General features: G+C 52.8%; 1 protein-coding gene. It reads right to left on the bottom strand.

The window, feature by feature from the left end; all coding sequences use genetic code 11:
- Positions 1-10: 10 nt before the first annotated feature.
- Complete coding sequence (locus ACCC71_RS00890; protein WP_434310571.1) at positions 11-17,581, bottom strand: isopeptide-forming domain-containing fimbrial protein; 17,571 nt, start codon at positions 17,579-17,581, stop codon at positions 11-13.
- Positions 17,582-17,591 lie beyond the last annotated feature (10 nt).

Here is a 17,591-nt window from a genome sequence, read left to right as displayed (position 1 = left end):
GCTTATGCCGTTAAGATTTCTTATTCTTCTTTTCTTTCTTTTTGCCATAGACGGCAATGCCGCCGCACAGCGTAGCGGATGTGACTATCAAGAACACATACTTTGTAAGATTCCTATCGTCACCGGTTTTTACGCCGACACCAGAGCCCGGTTCCTGGTTCCCGATATCGCTGGGATTTTCCGGATCCGCCGGGACAGGCTTCGGATACGAGATCGCGCTTCGTGTATCCACCTGAAGCATCTTGCCGTCATAGTCTACACCGGTTACAGCAACCTTATTGACGATTTCCGCCGGCTTTTCACCGTCAACCTCCGCAACCCTTGCACGATAGCGCAGCCAATAGTTTTCCCCATCGCGAAGGCTGTCCGGAAGACGAACGGTAATGGTTCCCGCCGTTTCATCGTAAGCCGCCAGTCCGCGCTGCTTTTCTACCGTCCCATCCGGATGAATGAGAAGGATTTGGCTCAAATCTGGTTTCAATTCCTTTGGCAGCGTGTCTACAATGCACACCTGATCCCACTTGGAATTGTCCGCCGTATTGCCTACCTCAATCTCATACTCCACAATGTCTCCGAACTGAGTCTCACCATTCGGATGCGTGGTATTATGACTCTTTTTCGCCACATACGGCCCAGCATGCTGCAGATGATCCTCCGGACTCGGATAAACCTTGTCGGTCACAGTACCGCCCTCGTCTACCCAATCGTCGTCCGGATTAAAGTACGGATCACCAGGTTTGGTCTCATCATCCGTACCCGGAATTGGATCTTCTCCTCCCGGTTCCAGAGGATTCTTGCCATTTGCCCATGCGATGTTGCCGATATCATAATCCTTCATGCTGCCGGTAATCTCAGCCGTGAAGACAATCTGGTAACTCTGCTCATACCCAATGTCTCCCAAATAGATGGAGATCAAGCGGCTCTCTTCGTTATAAACCGCCGGGTCAAGCACCGTATCGCCGTCCGCCGTTCTCAGAATGATGTTCTCCGCTGCTATCTGCTGTCCTTCCGGAATACGATCGCGGACAACCACATTTTTCCAGGTAGAACCGAACTGATCGTTCTTCACGGTGATCGCATACTCAATGATGTCGCCAATTTGGCTTTGCCCCTCGCTTTGCGTCAAGTTGGTTGCCGTCTTTGTAATCACCGGCTTCGGCCCGGAAGGCTGAACGCCGTCTTTTTCAGGCTTATCCAACTCCTTCGGATAAATCGGATCGGTTTCTGCCTGTGCCAGAGTATTATCCGGCGCATTTCCGGCCACCTGACCGACATTCCCAATATCCTCTCCAACTGCCTCCGGCATCACCCGCACTTTGAAGACAAGCAGATAATGTCTGCCGTAAAGCAGATCTCCGAGGCTTGCAGAAAGGATACGATTGGCTTCATCATACTCCACCTTTGCCCGATCCTGCATCGGGATGCGGCTGTCGCCGGCCACCTCAAACACCTCAATAGGATTAGCAAAGAGCTCCAGGCCTTCCGGAATCGTATCTCTCACCTGTACATTTTTCCAGACAGAACCGGATTCCCCGTTCCAAACGTCGATAGTGTAGGTAAGGATATCGCCAACGTGGGTATTGCTGCTGGACGGATCGCTGCTTTCCACTGTCTTAACGATGTTTGGCTTTGGCGTCTTCGGAATGACAGACTCCACGCCGCCAGGGTAAACCAGGTTTGTTTCCTTCTCTACGATCTGGCTGGGATCTCCGCTCACACTGCCTGTCGCTTTCACAGAGTTTCCGATGTCGATGTCATTTAAAACAGCGGCTTCCGTCACTCTTGCGCTAAAGGACAGCTCATACTTGACGCCTTTTCCAATGTCGCCGACCTGAGAAGTCACGGTGCGGGTAGCCGTGTCATAGGCAGTTTTCGCTCCTGTCACTTCCGTCTTGTTTCCATCGCTGTCGACGCGGTAAAGCTTCAGCGTGGAGACATCCATATCAAGGCCTTCGGAAATCTTATCCGTCAGCGTAACGTTCTTCCAAATTGCCTCATCCGTCTCATTCCAGACGGTAATGGTATAAGGAATTACATCGTCAACCGTAGCAGGGCTCTCGCCCGCCTTCTTTTCAAGGCCCGGCAAGATCTCGCCGTCCAGGTACACAATCACATGATGATCACGGACAACATCTTCCTTTTTCATCAGAATCGGAACCTGATCCTTATTCAAAAGATCTTCGCGGATCACGCCATCCACCGTAACCATGGTCACGCGATGACCCGGTGCAATATGCCACTTGGCCGTCGCAGTTCCAGCCGGCATGCCGACGCCCTCGCCCTCAACCCAGTTGTTCGGGTCATTGCTTCCAGGGCCGACAATATCGATGCTCAACGAGAAATCGTTGATATCTTCCTTCGAAGGCATGGTACCACGCTTCAGATAAACGTTGATGACCGTATCCGTCTGCACGTTGGTCAACTCCGCGCTGTTTCCAGCCGCACTCAGATTGATGTCGCCAAGCGCGTCAACTTCTGTCTCCAATCCATTTCTGACCGCGGTAATGCGTTCCACATAATATTCCGCATCCACGGTCCAGCCGATGCTTGTATCCGCGCCGACTGCAACCTTCTTGCTGGCATCCGGAAGTCCGCTTCCGCCGATCAGATTGACGCTGACACCGTAAGGCGCGTATACCGGAGCGCCGCTTTCCGGCACAAATACATAGTGTATGGTCTGCGTCTGCTTCACTGTATCAAAGTAAAATTGGTTCTGATACGGATACTCTTCCGCATCCTGCTCTGCCAGCCGGGCGGCCATCTTCCGCACCGCTCTCCGCATGATGCCTCCGCCTGATTCGGCCCTCGGCAAAAGTTCATCAACCGTCTCGCCTTCGGCCAGCGCTACACCGTTGACAATTACGCTTTCCAGGCGGTAGCCAGGAGCAGGAATTCCTTTCACAACACCGTAGCTTTCGCCCCAGAACATCGTCCTGGAAGGACTAACCGTACCTTCGCCTTCATAACTGATAGAAACCTCCACCAGGTTTTCTTCCAGATAAACCTCCAACGTATGGTTATCCAAGATTCCCTCGAAGGTATAAACATTATCTTCGCTAACCGGGGTCAGCAGGCCGTCTACATAGACTTTGGAAACCTTGTAATGGTTATCCACGCTGACCTTCCACTGAATCGGGACGTCTCCGCCCTTCTCTGAGCCAGTCCAAGGCGTAATTTCACCTCTGCCGCCGTACAGGAAGGTTTTAACCATATAGTTCTCCGTTCCGGAAGAAGGCGGAGTAACCGGATTCTTCTGGGAACAAATTACTTCAACCGTATGATCATCCGCCTCAATGGCGATCTCTACTTCGGTCTTCCCTCTCAGGCCGCTCTTTTCCACGCCATCGATGATCACCCGCTCAACCTGGTATCCATCCGCCGCTGTCCACTGGACGGTAACAACATCGTTCTTCTTCATACCAATGAACGGCCCATTAATCGTACCATTACTGATCTTGGTCTCCACATCATAGGAGTAAGCATCTCCGGTTTCCACCGGCTTGCAGACCACCTCGACCAGATAATTGTTTTGGATGTTCTCCAGTTTATAGCTGTTGCCCGGATTCGCGATGTCCACCGGCTCGTTCCTTGTGCCGTCCGCATTAAAGGAATACAGGTAAGCGCGCGTTACCTCGCAGCCATCGGCAGGCTTCCACGTAACCTCACGGTTGGCACCGACGGTAACGGTTCCCGCCCCGGTAATCGTACCGTTTTCAATGACCGTATCTACCTGATAAGAGTAAACAATCGGAGTTTCGCCTGCCGGCTGTCTCTCACAGTGGACACTAACGTGAGTGTTGCTCTGAAGGTTGGTCAGCATATAGCTCCAATTGTCCGGGGAGCGCAAGGAATCGCCTTCCAACTTTTCGATTACCGCGCCGTTCGCGTCAGTCACGGTAACGCTCTTGATGATGTAGCCATCCGCCGGTCTCCAATGGACCTCGAAATCATCGCCTTTTTCCACCGTACTGCCGTTGCTGATCCAGCCGCCGTCGATAGCCGTGCTGACAAGTACGAACGCGCTATCCGTCGCTCCCTGCTGGCTCACATACACGATAAATTCGTTATCCGAGTTAACTGTGAAGGTGAACGCACCCTTGCTGACCTCTTCATCACTCAAAGGAACGCCGTTGCGGCTTACCTTGTCAATCCGCCATCCAGACTTTGCCTTCCAGGTAACGGTCTCTTCGGTACCATCCAGTACCGCCGGCTTCGAGTTGGTAATCACCGCACCGTCGCCGCCGCTCGTCTTAACGTTCAGTTTGTAGTACTGCGGCACCTTCTCCACATAAGGCTCGCAGACAATCTCTACCGTATGGTTCTTCTGGATGTTATTAAAAGTATACTCTCCGTCCGGACCACCGTTGGGCACATTTTTGTAAGTGACGCCGTCGATGGTGATGCTGGTCATCTCATACCCGTCGTAAGGCTTCCATATGATCTTCACCGTGCCGCCCTTGTCTACGACATCCGCGCTCTTTCCGTAAGTACCATTCTGGACGCTTACATCCACCGTATACTGATTGTCCTTCGGCGCATGCTCCTCATCCAGCTGACAGTACACATAAACGGTGTGATCCTCCGTAATCGGGTTAAAGGTAATATAACCGTCCGCCAACGCCTGTGCGTTTGCATTTCCATCCACGGTAACGGCAACCACTTTGTACTTCTCATTGGGCGTCCACCGCACCGTATAGGAATTGTGCTCTTCATCTGTAACAAATGGCTTACTGATGCTGCCGTTCTTAACATCCGTGTAAATATGGAACGGACCATCCTTTTCTTCCGGCACATCCTGCGGATCCCCACAGACAACCCGCAGCGTATGGTCAACCGTAACGCCTGTAAGAATCAATTTCCCGCCTGCAATGAGATCCGGCCGGTCTTCGCCGTCCACGATAACGCTTTGGACCGCAAGCCCTTCGTCCGGCGTCCAGCTGATCGTGTAATCCGCTCCCTTATTGAGCTCCACAACGCCGCCGTTTTCCGAATTATCCGGCTGGAACGTACCGCCGACAATCGTGGTCTCCAAGTAAACCTTCTGCTCCTCCGGCGGATCGATCTCGCCGGGTTGATCGCCAATGCGACGGCATTCCACGGAAACGCTGTGGTCTTCCGTGATATCCGTAAAGGTAAAGCTGCCGCCGTTCTTATCCACTGCTTCAGCAGGCATTTCTACGCTGTCCACAGAAACCTTGACGACTTCGTAGCCATTCTTCGGCGTCCATGTAACCGTATTGCTTCTTGTACCAACGTTCATGGTTCCGCCGCCGGTATACGTACCGTTGGTGACGGACACTGTGATTTTCACCTTTTCCGCAGGCGCAGGCGGTTCTTCTCCAGAGGTATCCTCCTTTACGTATTCCACAAAAATGCTGTGGTCACTGGCCACCCCGTGGAAAGTATAGGAAGTCGCCTCTCCAATATCCACCGGATCGCCATCCACCGTCACAGACTTCAAAACAAAGCCCGAAATCGGCATCCAGTCGATCCGCACGTCACTGTGCTCTTCTACATTCTGCTTTGTCGGCGTGATAGACAGCACATTGGCAGCTCCCGTTGTGATAGTGTACGAAGGCAGCTTCTCGCTCTCCACGCTCAGCTTGTGGTTTTCCGCAATGTTCGTAAACACGAACTCACCGTTACCCACAGGATTGGAAATTGCCCTGCCATCCACCGTCACTCGTTTCACACGGTAACCATCCGCTACCTGCCACTGTATCGTCTGTTTTGCCTTTTCCGCCGCTGTCGTAACCGTGATCGACGGTGTAATCGTACCGTGATCAATCGAAGTTTCAACAAAGAAGCTATCCGGATGGGCCGCCGTATCCGGCTTATAGACTACCACAATTGTGTGATCCTTGGTCACATTCTCAAAGGTATAGCTGTTCTCTGCACCGACCGATACTTTTCTTCCATCCACAGTCACAGAATCCAGGATAAAGCCCGGATTTCCACTCCAGGTCACTGTACTGCTGCCGCCATTTTCTACTTCCGCAGGGGAAGCGGTAATCGTGCCATTTCCGTTCACCGCCGTAATCGTATGCTTCACGATCGGTTCACAGGTAACAGCCACGCTGTGATTGCCGGAAATATTGGTAAAGGTAATCGTTTTCTGCGCCGCCAGTTCGCTTCTTTCTATGCCGTCGATCTTGACGCTGGCAACCCGGAAGCCCTCCGGCGCATCCCATGTAATGACCTGTTTCTGCTTCTCCTCCGTCGTTTTCACCGTAATCGGAGGCGTAATGGTGCCTCCGTCGCTGATAGAGGTGGTAATGAGATACTCTGCGTCCGCAGGCGGCACTTCCGCGCCTGCCTCGTCGAATACAATACGGATGCTGTGATCTCTGTCGATATTTTCCACGGTCCATTCGGAAAGGGTTAGAGCCCTGGGGGAATCGTCAATGGTAATGGACTTGATCACATAACCAAAGTTCGGCTCCCAGGCAATCGTTGTGGATCCACCCTCTTTGATATGGGTTTCCCCACTGTACGTTCCACCCTCAACCGTTACATTGATGTCGTAATAGACTTCCTCCACAACCGGCGGATCATCCTTTTCGCAGCGAATGACCACATCATACTCTTCCGCTTTCGCCGCTCCGGTAATCTCATAGCTGCCGCTCTTCAGATTTTCACCGATTTCCACATTGCTTCCATTAACCGTGACCAAAACCACGTGATAACCAGGGTTTGCCGTCCAGGTTACCGTATGGTCCGTACCAACCGGAATCTCAAGAGTACCATTGGTAGACGCGCCCAGGGCGTCTACATTTACGTAATAGGTGTCATTTGCCTCGCTCTTTAAGCAGATCACCTGAACACTGTGGTTTTCCGTAATATTCGTGAACGTCCAACTGGAACAGATCGGTTTGCTCTCGCCGTCTACGATGACTTCCGAGATATAGAAGCCCTCCTCCGGCGTCCAGCTGACAGAGCAGGCGTTGCCCTCTCTTACTCGCTGGGAAACCTTTCCACCGTCAATGCTGCCGCCGGTGATGCCGGCAACCACATTGTAATAGGTGCCCTCCGGTTCTTCTTCACCACCTGTAGACACCTTCTCACAGGTAACCGTGATCGCGCAATTGGAGCTTACCCTTTCAAAGGTGTAGCTGCCATTCACCGTCGCGGTCACATCAGTGGTCACGCCATCTACTGTGACTTCCACCTTGGATACCTGATATCCAAAGGGCGCCGTCCAGGTTACCGGATAGCGATCTCCCTCGTCCACGCGTCCACTGTCGGTAATCACACCGTTGCCCGGCAGAATCTGCGTGCTCACCGTATAGCCTGCCGGAGGCTCCGGCGGATTGATTTCCTCACAGGTTACGCGAAGCAGAACATCTCCGCTCATCGTATCATAATCAAACGTATACTGATAGGTTCCATCGCCGTTATCCGTATAGCCCCTCAAAGCAGCGCCATTGACTGTAACGCTGGTCATGCGATAGCCGTTTTCTACCGACCAGGCAGCTGTGTACGGAGCGGAACCTTTCTTCAATGTGGCGGGCGCACTGATCGCACCGCCAGCGCTGATCTGCGTATTGATCGTATATTCGGCGTCCTGTTCAAACTCCACCGTGAGGACGACATCCTTCTTCATACTGTAGGAGAAGACATAGTTTTCTCCCGAATACGTCGTACCGTCGACGGTGACAGACTTCACATGCCATCCCTCCGCCGCATTCCACACAATGGTATAGTCCTCGTCACCCTGCGCCAAAGTTGCTCCGCGGGACACAGAACCGCTGCCGGTGGATTCAGTGGTGATGGTATAAACAGGCTCCGGCGTTGGAGGCGTCACCGCCTCGTCTCTTTCGCAGACAACGCGAACCGTTACATCGTCGGTCATCGTGTCGTAGAGGAACGTGTAGCTGCCGGATGCAAGCTCTGCGTCGGTCAGGCCGATGCCGTCGATCGTAACATTCTTGACATGCCAGCCGCCCATCGCACTCCAGCTTACTTCATAACTCTCGCCAGCCTTCGTCAGCGTCTTCGCAGGTGAAACCGTACCGCTGCCGACCAGAGTTGTCAGAACCGTATATTCCGGATCTTTTTCGAAGACAACCTTTATCTCTACATCCTTGCCATCGTCGTACCGGAAGGTATATGTTTCCGGATAAGTTCCGTCTGCACCTGGCTGCTGCTCGACGCCGTCGATGGTGACGCTATCGATATGCCAACCCTCCGCCGCGCTCCAGACGACATCGTATGTCTCGCCCGCCGCCGTCAGCGTCTTCGATGCAGAAATATTTCCCTCTCCGGTTTTATTGGTGCTGACCGAATAGACAATCGGCGTCCCCGGCGTATCGCCTCCGGTGGTATCCTTCTCGCAGGCCACCTCAACCTGAACCGTCTGTCCTCCTGTTTTATCTCCGCCGGAGATCACATAACTGTAATTTCCGCTTCCGTCGTCGGACGCCGTCACTTCCACACCGTCCACTTTAACGCCCTGGAACATGTAACCTTCCAGAACCGTCCACGTAACCGTAAAGTCCTCGCCCACCTTCACATCCGCACTGCTTGTCAATGTCTTCGTGAAGTGGCCTGCGGTCTCTACCCGGTAATTTTGTTCCGGATCTTCCGGCGTTCCGCCGCTGGCATCGCGCTCATAAATCACTTCAAACCGGTATTCATGCTCCGCCAAAACCGCGCTGTGATCAAAGGTATAGCTGGTCTGATCCGCCGTGAAACTCTGCTCTACACCGTCGACTTTGATTGCCTTAAGATGGTAACCGTCCATTGGCGTCCATACCACCGTACTATCCTCTGTCATCGCATACTCCCCGGATGCCTTGACCTGACGGATGGTATGAACATTCTGCGCGGAAATCGTAACGTAGTAATGCTGGATCTCCTCAAACTCGACCTTAACCGTCACATCCTTATGATCATTATAGGCAAAGGTATAGTCGCTTTCCGTGTAAGCCGCGCCGTCCACGGTAACCGATTTGATCTGCCAGCCCTCCGCCGCGCTCCAGGTAACGGGATAGGTTTCATCCGCCGCTGTCAGCGTCTTGGAGTTGGAAATCGTACCATTGCCCACGGCAACCGTTGTAACCGTATATGTCGGATTTTCCGGCGGTACTTCTTCCGGATCGCGCTCATAAATCACCTCAAACAGATACGCATGATCCGCTGCAACCGTGCTGTGATCGAAGGTATAGCTGGTCTGATCCGCCGTGAAGCTCTGCTCTGCGCCGTCGACCTTGACCGCCGTGAGGTGATAGCCCGCCATCGGCGTCCAGGTAACAGTGCAATCCTCATCCACCGGATATTTGCCAAAGGCCGGCGTAATATCCTGCACGTTCTGCTTCGATGTCGTAACCGTGTAGTATTGGATCGCTTCAAACTCAACCCTGACGGTCGCATCGCTCCCGTCCTCATATTTGAAGATATAGCTGTCTCCCGTATAAGCCGCGCCATTAACCGTAACCGATTTCACGCGATATCCGGGATCCGGCGTCCAGGTAACCTCATAATTCGCATCGCCCTGATTCAGCGTCTTGGAGGGGGATACCGTACCCATGCCGCTCTTACCGGTGGTAACCGTGTAGGAAGATATCCGCTCACAAACAACGTCCAGGTTGTAGGTGCCGTCCGCCGCCGTATTCTCCTTCGTGAAGGTAAATGCGTTTCCAGTCACGGCAACCGGCGCGCCGTTCAGGGTAACTTCCTTGATCCGATAGCCGTCCGCCACCGTCCAGGTAACCTTGTAGTCCTCCCCATAGAGCGGATCCGCCGACGTGGTGATGGACGAAATCCCCGTACCCGAAGTTCTTACATGGTAATAGGCAATCAGCTCGCAAACAACTTTAAAATGATACGTCGTTCCTGCCACAGCCTTGGTATGGCTGAAGGTATAGCTGGTCGCGCCGTCGGCAATCGCCACCGGTACATCGTCCAGGTAGACGCCGGTGACATGATAGCCATCTGCCACCGTCCAATTCAAACGTCCGTCCTTGGTAATCGGCACGGTGCCGCCACCGGTAACAGAACCGCCGTTGATAATCTCCGGCACAAGATAGTAAACTTGCGGCGTGCCGGGCGTATCGCCGCCTGGAACCGTATCCGCGGCACAGGTCACTTTCACCGTAACGTCCGCCTTCACACTGTCCAGGGTCCAGCTGTTTCCCGTCAGGTAAGCCTGCTCCACACCGTTTACTTCCACCTTTGTGACATGATAGCCGGCAGGCGGAGCCCAGTTCACCGTGCAGCTGTCTCCGTCGCTGACCAGTTTCTGGCCATCGGCAGTACCATAATTGATCGTTGTGGTGACCTTGTGCTTGTTTTCCGTAGGGTCGTCCCCGCCGCCAGTTGGAATTCTTTCACAGACCACCTGGAATTCGTGATCCGCAGTAATATCATTTAACGTAAACGCGCCGTTCGGAATATTTCCCTCTCCATCCAGCACTTCCTGACCGTCCAGCAGCACCTTGACCACACGGTGATTTGCCGCCAACGTCCAGGTGATGGTGACGTCGGAATGATCCGGCAAATCGCTCGGATGATCGATTACGCCGCCCTTGATCATACCAGTTTCAATGTGATGAAGCGTCGGAGCCGGGTCGTCTTCACCGCTGGTAATCGGCAGACACTTGACCTCGATCCGATGGTCTTCTTGGATATCTTCAAAAGTATAGCTATAGAAGATCGCCGGACGGAACTCGCCGTTTACCGTCTCTCCCTGCAAAACGTCGTCAATCAGGATCTGAGCGACATAATATCCACTGGAAGCAGACCATTCGACGGTGTGATTGTCGCCTTTGTGAAGCAGCCCGACATCCGTCGTCGGCGTAATACTTCCGTTTGCGATGGTGGTCGATACAACCGGACCAATAACCGGTATATTCGGATCCCTTACACACAGAACTTCCACCGATCCATTCTGAATCACATTACGGAACGTATAGCTATTTCCAGTAGGCTTCGGATCCATGGCAACATGGTTGATGAGAACCTGACTTACCATAAAGCCGTAAGGAACCGACCAGCTGATGGTACAATTCTGATTATAGTTGACCGTCTGCGGCTCGGTGATGCCCGCGCCATTGATAATCTTTGTCTCGATGCGGTAAGGGCCTCTCACAATCGTGGTGCCGCCTCCCCCGCCAGTGGTATCGCGCACATACTCTACTTTAATGTTCTGATTACGGCGGATACCGCTGAAAGTAAAGCTGGTTGCATCCGCTTCCACGCTGATGGGCATACCGTTCACCGTAACGGAAGAAAGTTTGTAGCCGGACGCACCTTTCCAGGTAACCGTATAATTGGTACCAGCCGTCACTCTCTCATGTCCGCTGGAAGGATTGGTGAACGCGCAGCCTATACCTTCCGTGGTAATCGTGTACACGTTCTGAGTGGTCTCATCCTCCGACCCAGATCCAGCGCCAAAGATCACATAAACCGTATGATTTTCCTGAATATTATCGAAGAAACAGCCGCCGTCACGGATCAGCTCATCTCTCAGCTCACCATCAATATAAACATGTTTCACAGAGTTCCCAGGATTTGCTTCCCAGGTAACCATGGCATTGTCGCCCTTTCCAAAGGGCAGCGCCTTGCCATCCGCGGCGATTCTGGCATTGGTATTCACCTTACCGTTTCCAATCCAGGAAGTGGCGACCTCATAGGCCTCCTGCCAAACCGCTTTTACAGTAACCGATTCAAAATTCTTGAATTCGTCTCCGCGAGAGACAACCGTCTCGGTAGGCCGGCCTGCGCTGTCTACCAGAACCCAGTCTACAAAGCCAAAAATCTTTCCTTCCGTATTTTTCCATGAAGAAGGAGTGACCGGCGTCTGGCCGACCTTTGCACCGTAGCTGTAACGATATTCGCCGTCCGTATGATCACCGTCCGCATGCTCATGGTAGACTGGGGTCAACTCGATCTGATCCTTTCGAGAAACACCTTGCGCATGGTTGGCATAGTTATAATCAAACGTAATCTGTGCGGAACCGATGACCGGAACCCACTTCGGATAAGCATCGATATCACTTGTCACAAGGGTATCGCCAGTGATTGCTTCTCCCTCTCCATTGGGCTCCGTAAACCAGCCGCCAAAATTGAAATATTTCGCATCCTGACGTCCGGAAAGCTGGCCCGCCGTAGGAATACCGGTAACCGTCGTACCATGTCTCACATTGTTCTGCTGGCTGAACGGTTCCCGAAGTCCCGGCGCGCTTCCGCTATGGAAAGTCACTGTATACGCATTACGAGCGTAATATACTTCAATATGTTTGTTATCCTGCGCCGGTATCGACAAAGTAGATCGGGACGTGTCTACCGTAAAGCCCTCCCGTTCCGCAGGCGTGTAGACAATGGGATTCGCTCCGGAAGCCTCGATCTGCATGACGGAACCGACCTTTGTATATGTGCCGGTGGTATCCATCTCATAGGTATCCACATAGTACATGATCTGGTTGCCAGGAATCCACTTTGCCGTCAATGTAACATCCTTTTCATCCACGGTAAATTGGTTCTCCGCAGGATAAATGATACCCTTGTACTCCCAACCTACAAACTTGTAGCCGTTTGTAGCCGTCATCGTCGACCTGGGCAGAGTAATCGGTTCCAGCTTGTGGGCGGCAATATTGGCGGGCGGAGCCCCATTGACGGAATAACCGCTTCCCGTACCCTTGTCAAACCGAACGGTAGCATCTTCGGCAAAGACAAGGATTTCATTCCCCTCTTCATCCTTCTCAACAACCAGTGCGATCGTCTTTTGGGACGAAGGCATACCGCCTTCATTAAATGCCTGTATGGTAACCGTGTGATACTCGCCTTCAATCCAGTTTAGAGGCTTCTCCACCGCGCCCGCGATCGGTACATAATTGCTTCTTCCCGTGGCGGTAACCGGCGTACTGTTCAGACGCAGCTCATTGCTCTCCCCTTCCATACCCTTATCAAAGGTATAGTATAACGTAAGCTTTCTGCCGCTGTCATCCGCCACACGGCCGTCGATATTCACGGTAGTTCCGTTCGCGCTGATCGTGGCCTTTGAGGTACTCTGGTTTAATATTGGCTCATTGGCCGGCGTACCGACTCCGAACCACGCGGAAAACACGATGGAATCGCCGGGCTTCAGCTGGCGGTTCTGCCAGGAAAAACATAACGCAGAGTCCACGTTCGATACGCTTGAAGCGCTGCTGTCCGCCCAATAATATCCCGTCCAGCTGCTTGTGCCAGGATTGCCACTGTACCGGCCGACCCATTTGGCGTCAGCGCTGGTCTCGCCGGTGACGCTCGAGTTTACGATACAGTTGAACACCTCTGAACCATTGGACATCTGGAATCCAAGTGCCGTTTTGTTACAAGCCGCGCTGTCATTGGTATTAATCTGCACGTCGGTACCGCAGGCAATACCAACGTTGTGATTGGCGCTGTCCCTGTTTGTTACGGTAACCTTCATGTTCACATAGTTGTTACCGCCGGCCGGAGGCAGTTCAATCTTGTAGTAAACATTGCTGCCCAAATTAAATTCTTTCCCCACCTGTCCAGCAAAGTTAAAAGCAGCTTTGGTACTGTCAAGCTGATACTGGACATGCCAGCCCTGATTGCTATAGGCTGTTTTAATCTCCGACCCAAATTTGCTGGCGCTTCCAACCACATTGAATGTGTCATCGGAGTTTCCTTTTGGATAGGATTTTACAACGCCGGTATCTCCGGCGCTCGTCGCCTTCGGCACCTTCCACTTTAAGGTCGCAAAAGGCTGTCTGCCGTTCAAGTCCTTCAGCAGCTGCTCGTCCATATAGTAACCGCTGCCAAGAGCAAAGGTCGGCAGATATTCCCCGGTTTCCGCTGTTTCATCATATTTCGCCGGCTTCGTCCACGCGATCGGAACATTATTGACATCCTGATCGGTCACATTCGGCTTATTGATCACGGAACCACTTAAGGTCGTGGGCAGCGTTCCATTCGTGGTAACAGTCGCCCACTTGATCGAATTATCCACCTTCGCGGGCGTCAGGCTTATGGTTTTAATCGGCGTCTTTGCCGCGGAGAAAGGATCAAAAGGCTGACCATCCGGGCGCTTCAGCGCCGTAACAATTTTCCCCCACTGATACCAGACCTTCGCCTGTTCGGGATCCGCATTGCTGGTATACGTGTAGCCGGTAAGGGCCGGCGTCACGCAGAGAACACCCGCAGGTGAAGTCGTCCCCACCTCCGTAACAGGGTCCGCGTCCTCCGTCAGATGACGCCAACTCCACTCCTGGGTTTCATCATACACACGTCCCTCGCTTACCAGCCATGAAGCCGCGTCAATATCAATCGACATCTGATCGTTGGTCTCTCCAAGGAACGGGCTCTTAATCTCAACCAGAAGCTTTGCCGGCAGACGGCTGCCAAGCTGGCTGGCATTATTTAGATCCACTCTCGTCAACTGCGCTCCCGCAGCATTCTGCGCATAAAGAATTCTGTCGATGATACGGCTCCAACTGAAGGTTGCCTGAATCGGCTCTACCAGCTGGCCGGTAAGAACATACCGTTCATCCGGAACCGCCTGCCAAACCCATCTGGCAGCCGCGGCTCTGGTTCCCTGAACCGTGCCGTTTTCTCTGCCGCTCAGCCAGCGGTTGACCATGGTTTCCGATCCTGCGTCATACTCGTCCACGCGGAACTTCACCCAGGTAACAGGAACGCTGACTCGGATCGGCGCCGCATTATCCTCATCGGATACCACGTCTTTCATCAGAGCTTCCACTACCGGATAGTGCTCTTCCAACCACAGGCGCTGCTCCAACTCGGTTCTTGTATTGGTATCCCGGACAAACGTATTGCCCAACGCATCGGTGCCATTCTGCCCCACACTGAGGCTGTTCGGCGTCTTTAAAATATATTTTGTATTATCGACAAGATCGTAAAGCTCGGTATTCCAACAAACTTTGTTAAAAGGCAGCTTACCATTGAGTTCTCCGGAAAGCATCCACCGCGGCGCATTGAGAATATTGAAGTTCTCGTCATTGCCGTGTTCTTCCTGATACTTTTCCTGCTCCTTCCGGTTCATCTCATTGATCGCATCCTGAAGCTCTACATCGTAAAAATACTGCGCTCTGGAAGCGTTAAAATCGTAGGCCGGATGTTCAGAAGTTACCCGGTATTCCCACTGAACCGGAACCTCCACGGTCTTCAGGGTAGTTGCGCCCGTATTATCTTCATAAACCACCCATATCGTTTGCGGCATGGCGTCTTTTACCCGACGTTCGGAAACGCCTTCCTCAAACGCCTGCTTTTGATAAGGCTTTTCATAGTCATAGTAGGTCTGATTGGGATTGCTGGTATCTGCTGCACCTATAGGCAAAATACCCACAATAATTTTGGTATTCGCATATTGGGGCGCCAACAGAGACTGATTGATAAGCAGCGTAGAAGTCGGCGCCTCCGCTGCCAATATCCCCATCGGGGTTTCCGTCGTCCCTTCTGCCGTCGTCTCAAGCGCAGTGGCGTTGACTGTGCCAACGCAGCGGAAATCCAGACCATTTAGTATAACGCGCTTAGAATAATCGTCGTTGGGACCGACCGGCGGCAATGTCACTGTCAGCGTGCTCAAGTTCGCATTTTCACTGACACCCTGTTCCACAGAAAAATACTCTTTAAACTCATCGGGCACCGTGTCAATGCTGCGCCAAAATCCTTCTTTGCGGTCCCGATACTCCCAGTTGTGCCGGTAATTTTCCGCTTTTCCGCTCTGGGTATTCGGGTCTTCCACAGTAAACACAGGGTTTGTCCGCGCAATATAGACAAACTTCTCCCCCTCAGTATTGATCTGGTTGATGCTTCCTACCAGCTGTTCTACCTCCAAAGCCGGCGTAATCCAGCTTGGCGTCGTAAAACCATCCTGCAGCAGCGCCGAATCTACCGTGATCGTCTTCTCCGGCGTTGTCTCGGTCAAAGTCACAGATCCATCTTTTAACGTGACGATACAACGTACCTTCACTCCGTTAAGAGCCGCCCTCCTGGCCACTTCACTGGGCAAAATCAAAGACAGCGTTGAGCTGCTATGATCTTCCGCCTCCACAGTAGCCGCTCCCTGAAACGGGCTGCCAGCACCGGTAGTAAGATTCACCCAGCTCCCATTCTTTTCATACTGCCATTGGTAGTTCATCACCGGATCCGCGCCGCTCTCCGACGCACCGGTTACACTGGCGACAGCCGAAATACGCAGTTCCTCTTCCGGATACTTCGCATCGGCATTATCGCCCGCTTTACTCGTAACAGATAATTGGAATCCAGTCAACAGTTCGTCGCTAATGGATATTCTCGCATCGCTGACGACCGTCATAGGCGCATGTCCCGTTTCCGGTACTGCCGTCACCGTACAACGCAAAATGGCACCGTTCATCTCAATACGTTCCGCTTTGCTGCTGGGCAGGTGCATGACGATTACAGACTTAGCCGCCGCACCGGTTGTCGTATCGGAGATATTGGCAGAAGCAGGAACCGGCCCCCAGGTAGTACCTCCGTCGGTAGAATATTCCCACTGGTATGTATAGGTTCTGTTCCCTGGGGCAACGCCGGAAAGCGTCGGGGTTACCGTAACGGAGATATCCCTCTCCTCCGTCACTGACAACGTACCGTCATGATCTGCGGCGGCAGTTAAAGAATAATCTAAAAGGCTGGACGCGACGCTGACCGGCTGGGTCTCCACAGTCTCCGTGAGCGTTTCATCCCCGGCAGTCGCTGTTACCACGCACTGCAGCTTCTTTCCATCTATCGCTTGCCGTGCGGCAACCGTATCCGGAAGAGGAAAACGAAATACGGACTGCGCGCCAGCTCCGCTGCTGCTCGATACGACCGCGCCGCTAAAAACACCGTCCTCCGTATAAGGCTTCCACGTGCCGTCGTCCGCCAGATAATTCCACCCGTAGCTGTAACTTCTATCTTCCGGCGCAACGCCGGAAAGCACAGGAACCACCGTGACAGACAGTTCATCATTCTCAGCTTGAAAGCTGACGTTTCCGCTTTTCAAGGTTACGTCAAGAGAATAATCCAAAAGCTGGGGATCCACCGTGATATCAACACAGTCTCCGACCGCACTAAGTGTCTTATCTTCCCCATCCATGGTAAACTGCGCCGTAACCTTACAGCGCACCGTGCTGTTCGCCAGCGTCTGCCGCACAGCAACTGCGTCTGGAAGATTCAGTTCCAGACAATTTTCTGTTATTCTTGCCCCATAGAAAGGGTTCTCCGCATGCTCCGGTTTCACTTCCTGCCATGCGCTCTCTTCTATAACCTCCCCCGTATCCGGAGCAGGAATCGGAGCATACTCCCATCGATAGGTATAAACCACCGTTCCGTCAAAGCCGGATACGCTTGGATCTACCTGAAATCTCAGCGTGTCGCCCGGAGCGTTTACACTGGCGTTTTCCCCAGCGTTCTCCGATACTGCAACGCTTAACGCAGGTTCCTGCGTCACGTCACCGTCGGATGCAGGCATGGCTTCGCCTGCCGCTCCATTCGAATAGACGCCATTTCCATCCAGATTCATTGCCATCGCCGACGACAGATTGCTCGTCAACGTGACAACGCACAGAAACAGCGCAACCATCTTTTTTGCCCGTATACGCCACCTCTTTTTCATGAACATATCT

The sequence above is a fragment of the Hominifimenecus sp. rT4P-3 genome, from assembly GCF_051055405.1.
Lineage (GTDB): Bacteria > Bacillota > Clostridia > Lachnospirales > Lachnospiraceae > Pseudolachnospira.
Note: the sequence above shows the minus strand (reverse complement) of the source record. Positions and strands in the feature narration are given on the sequence as shown.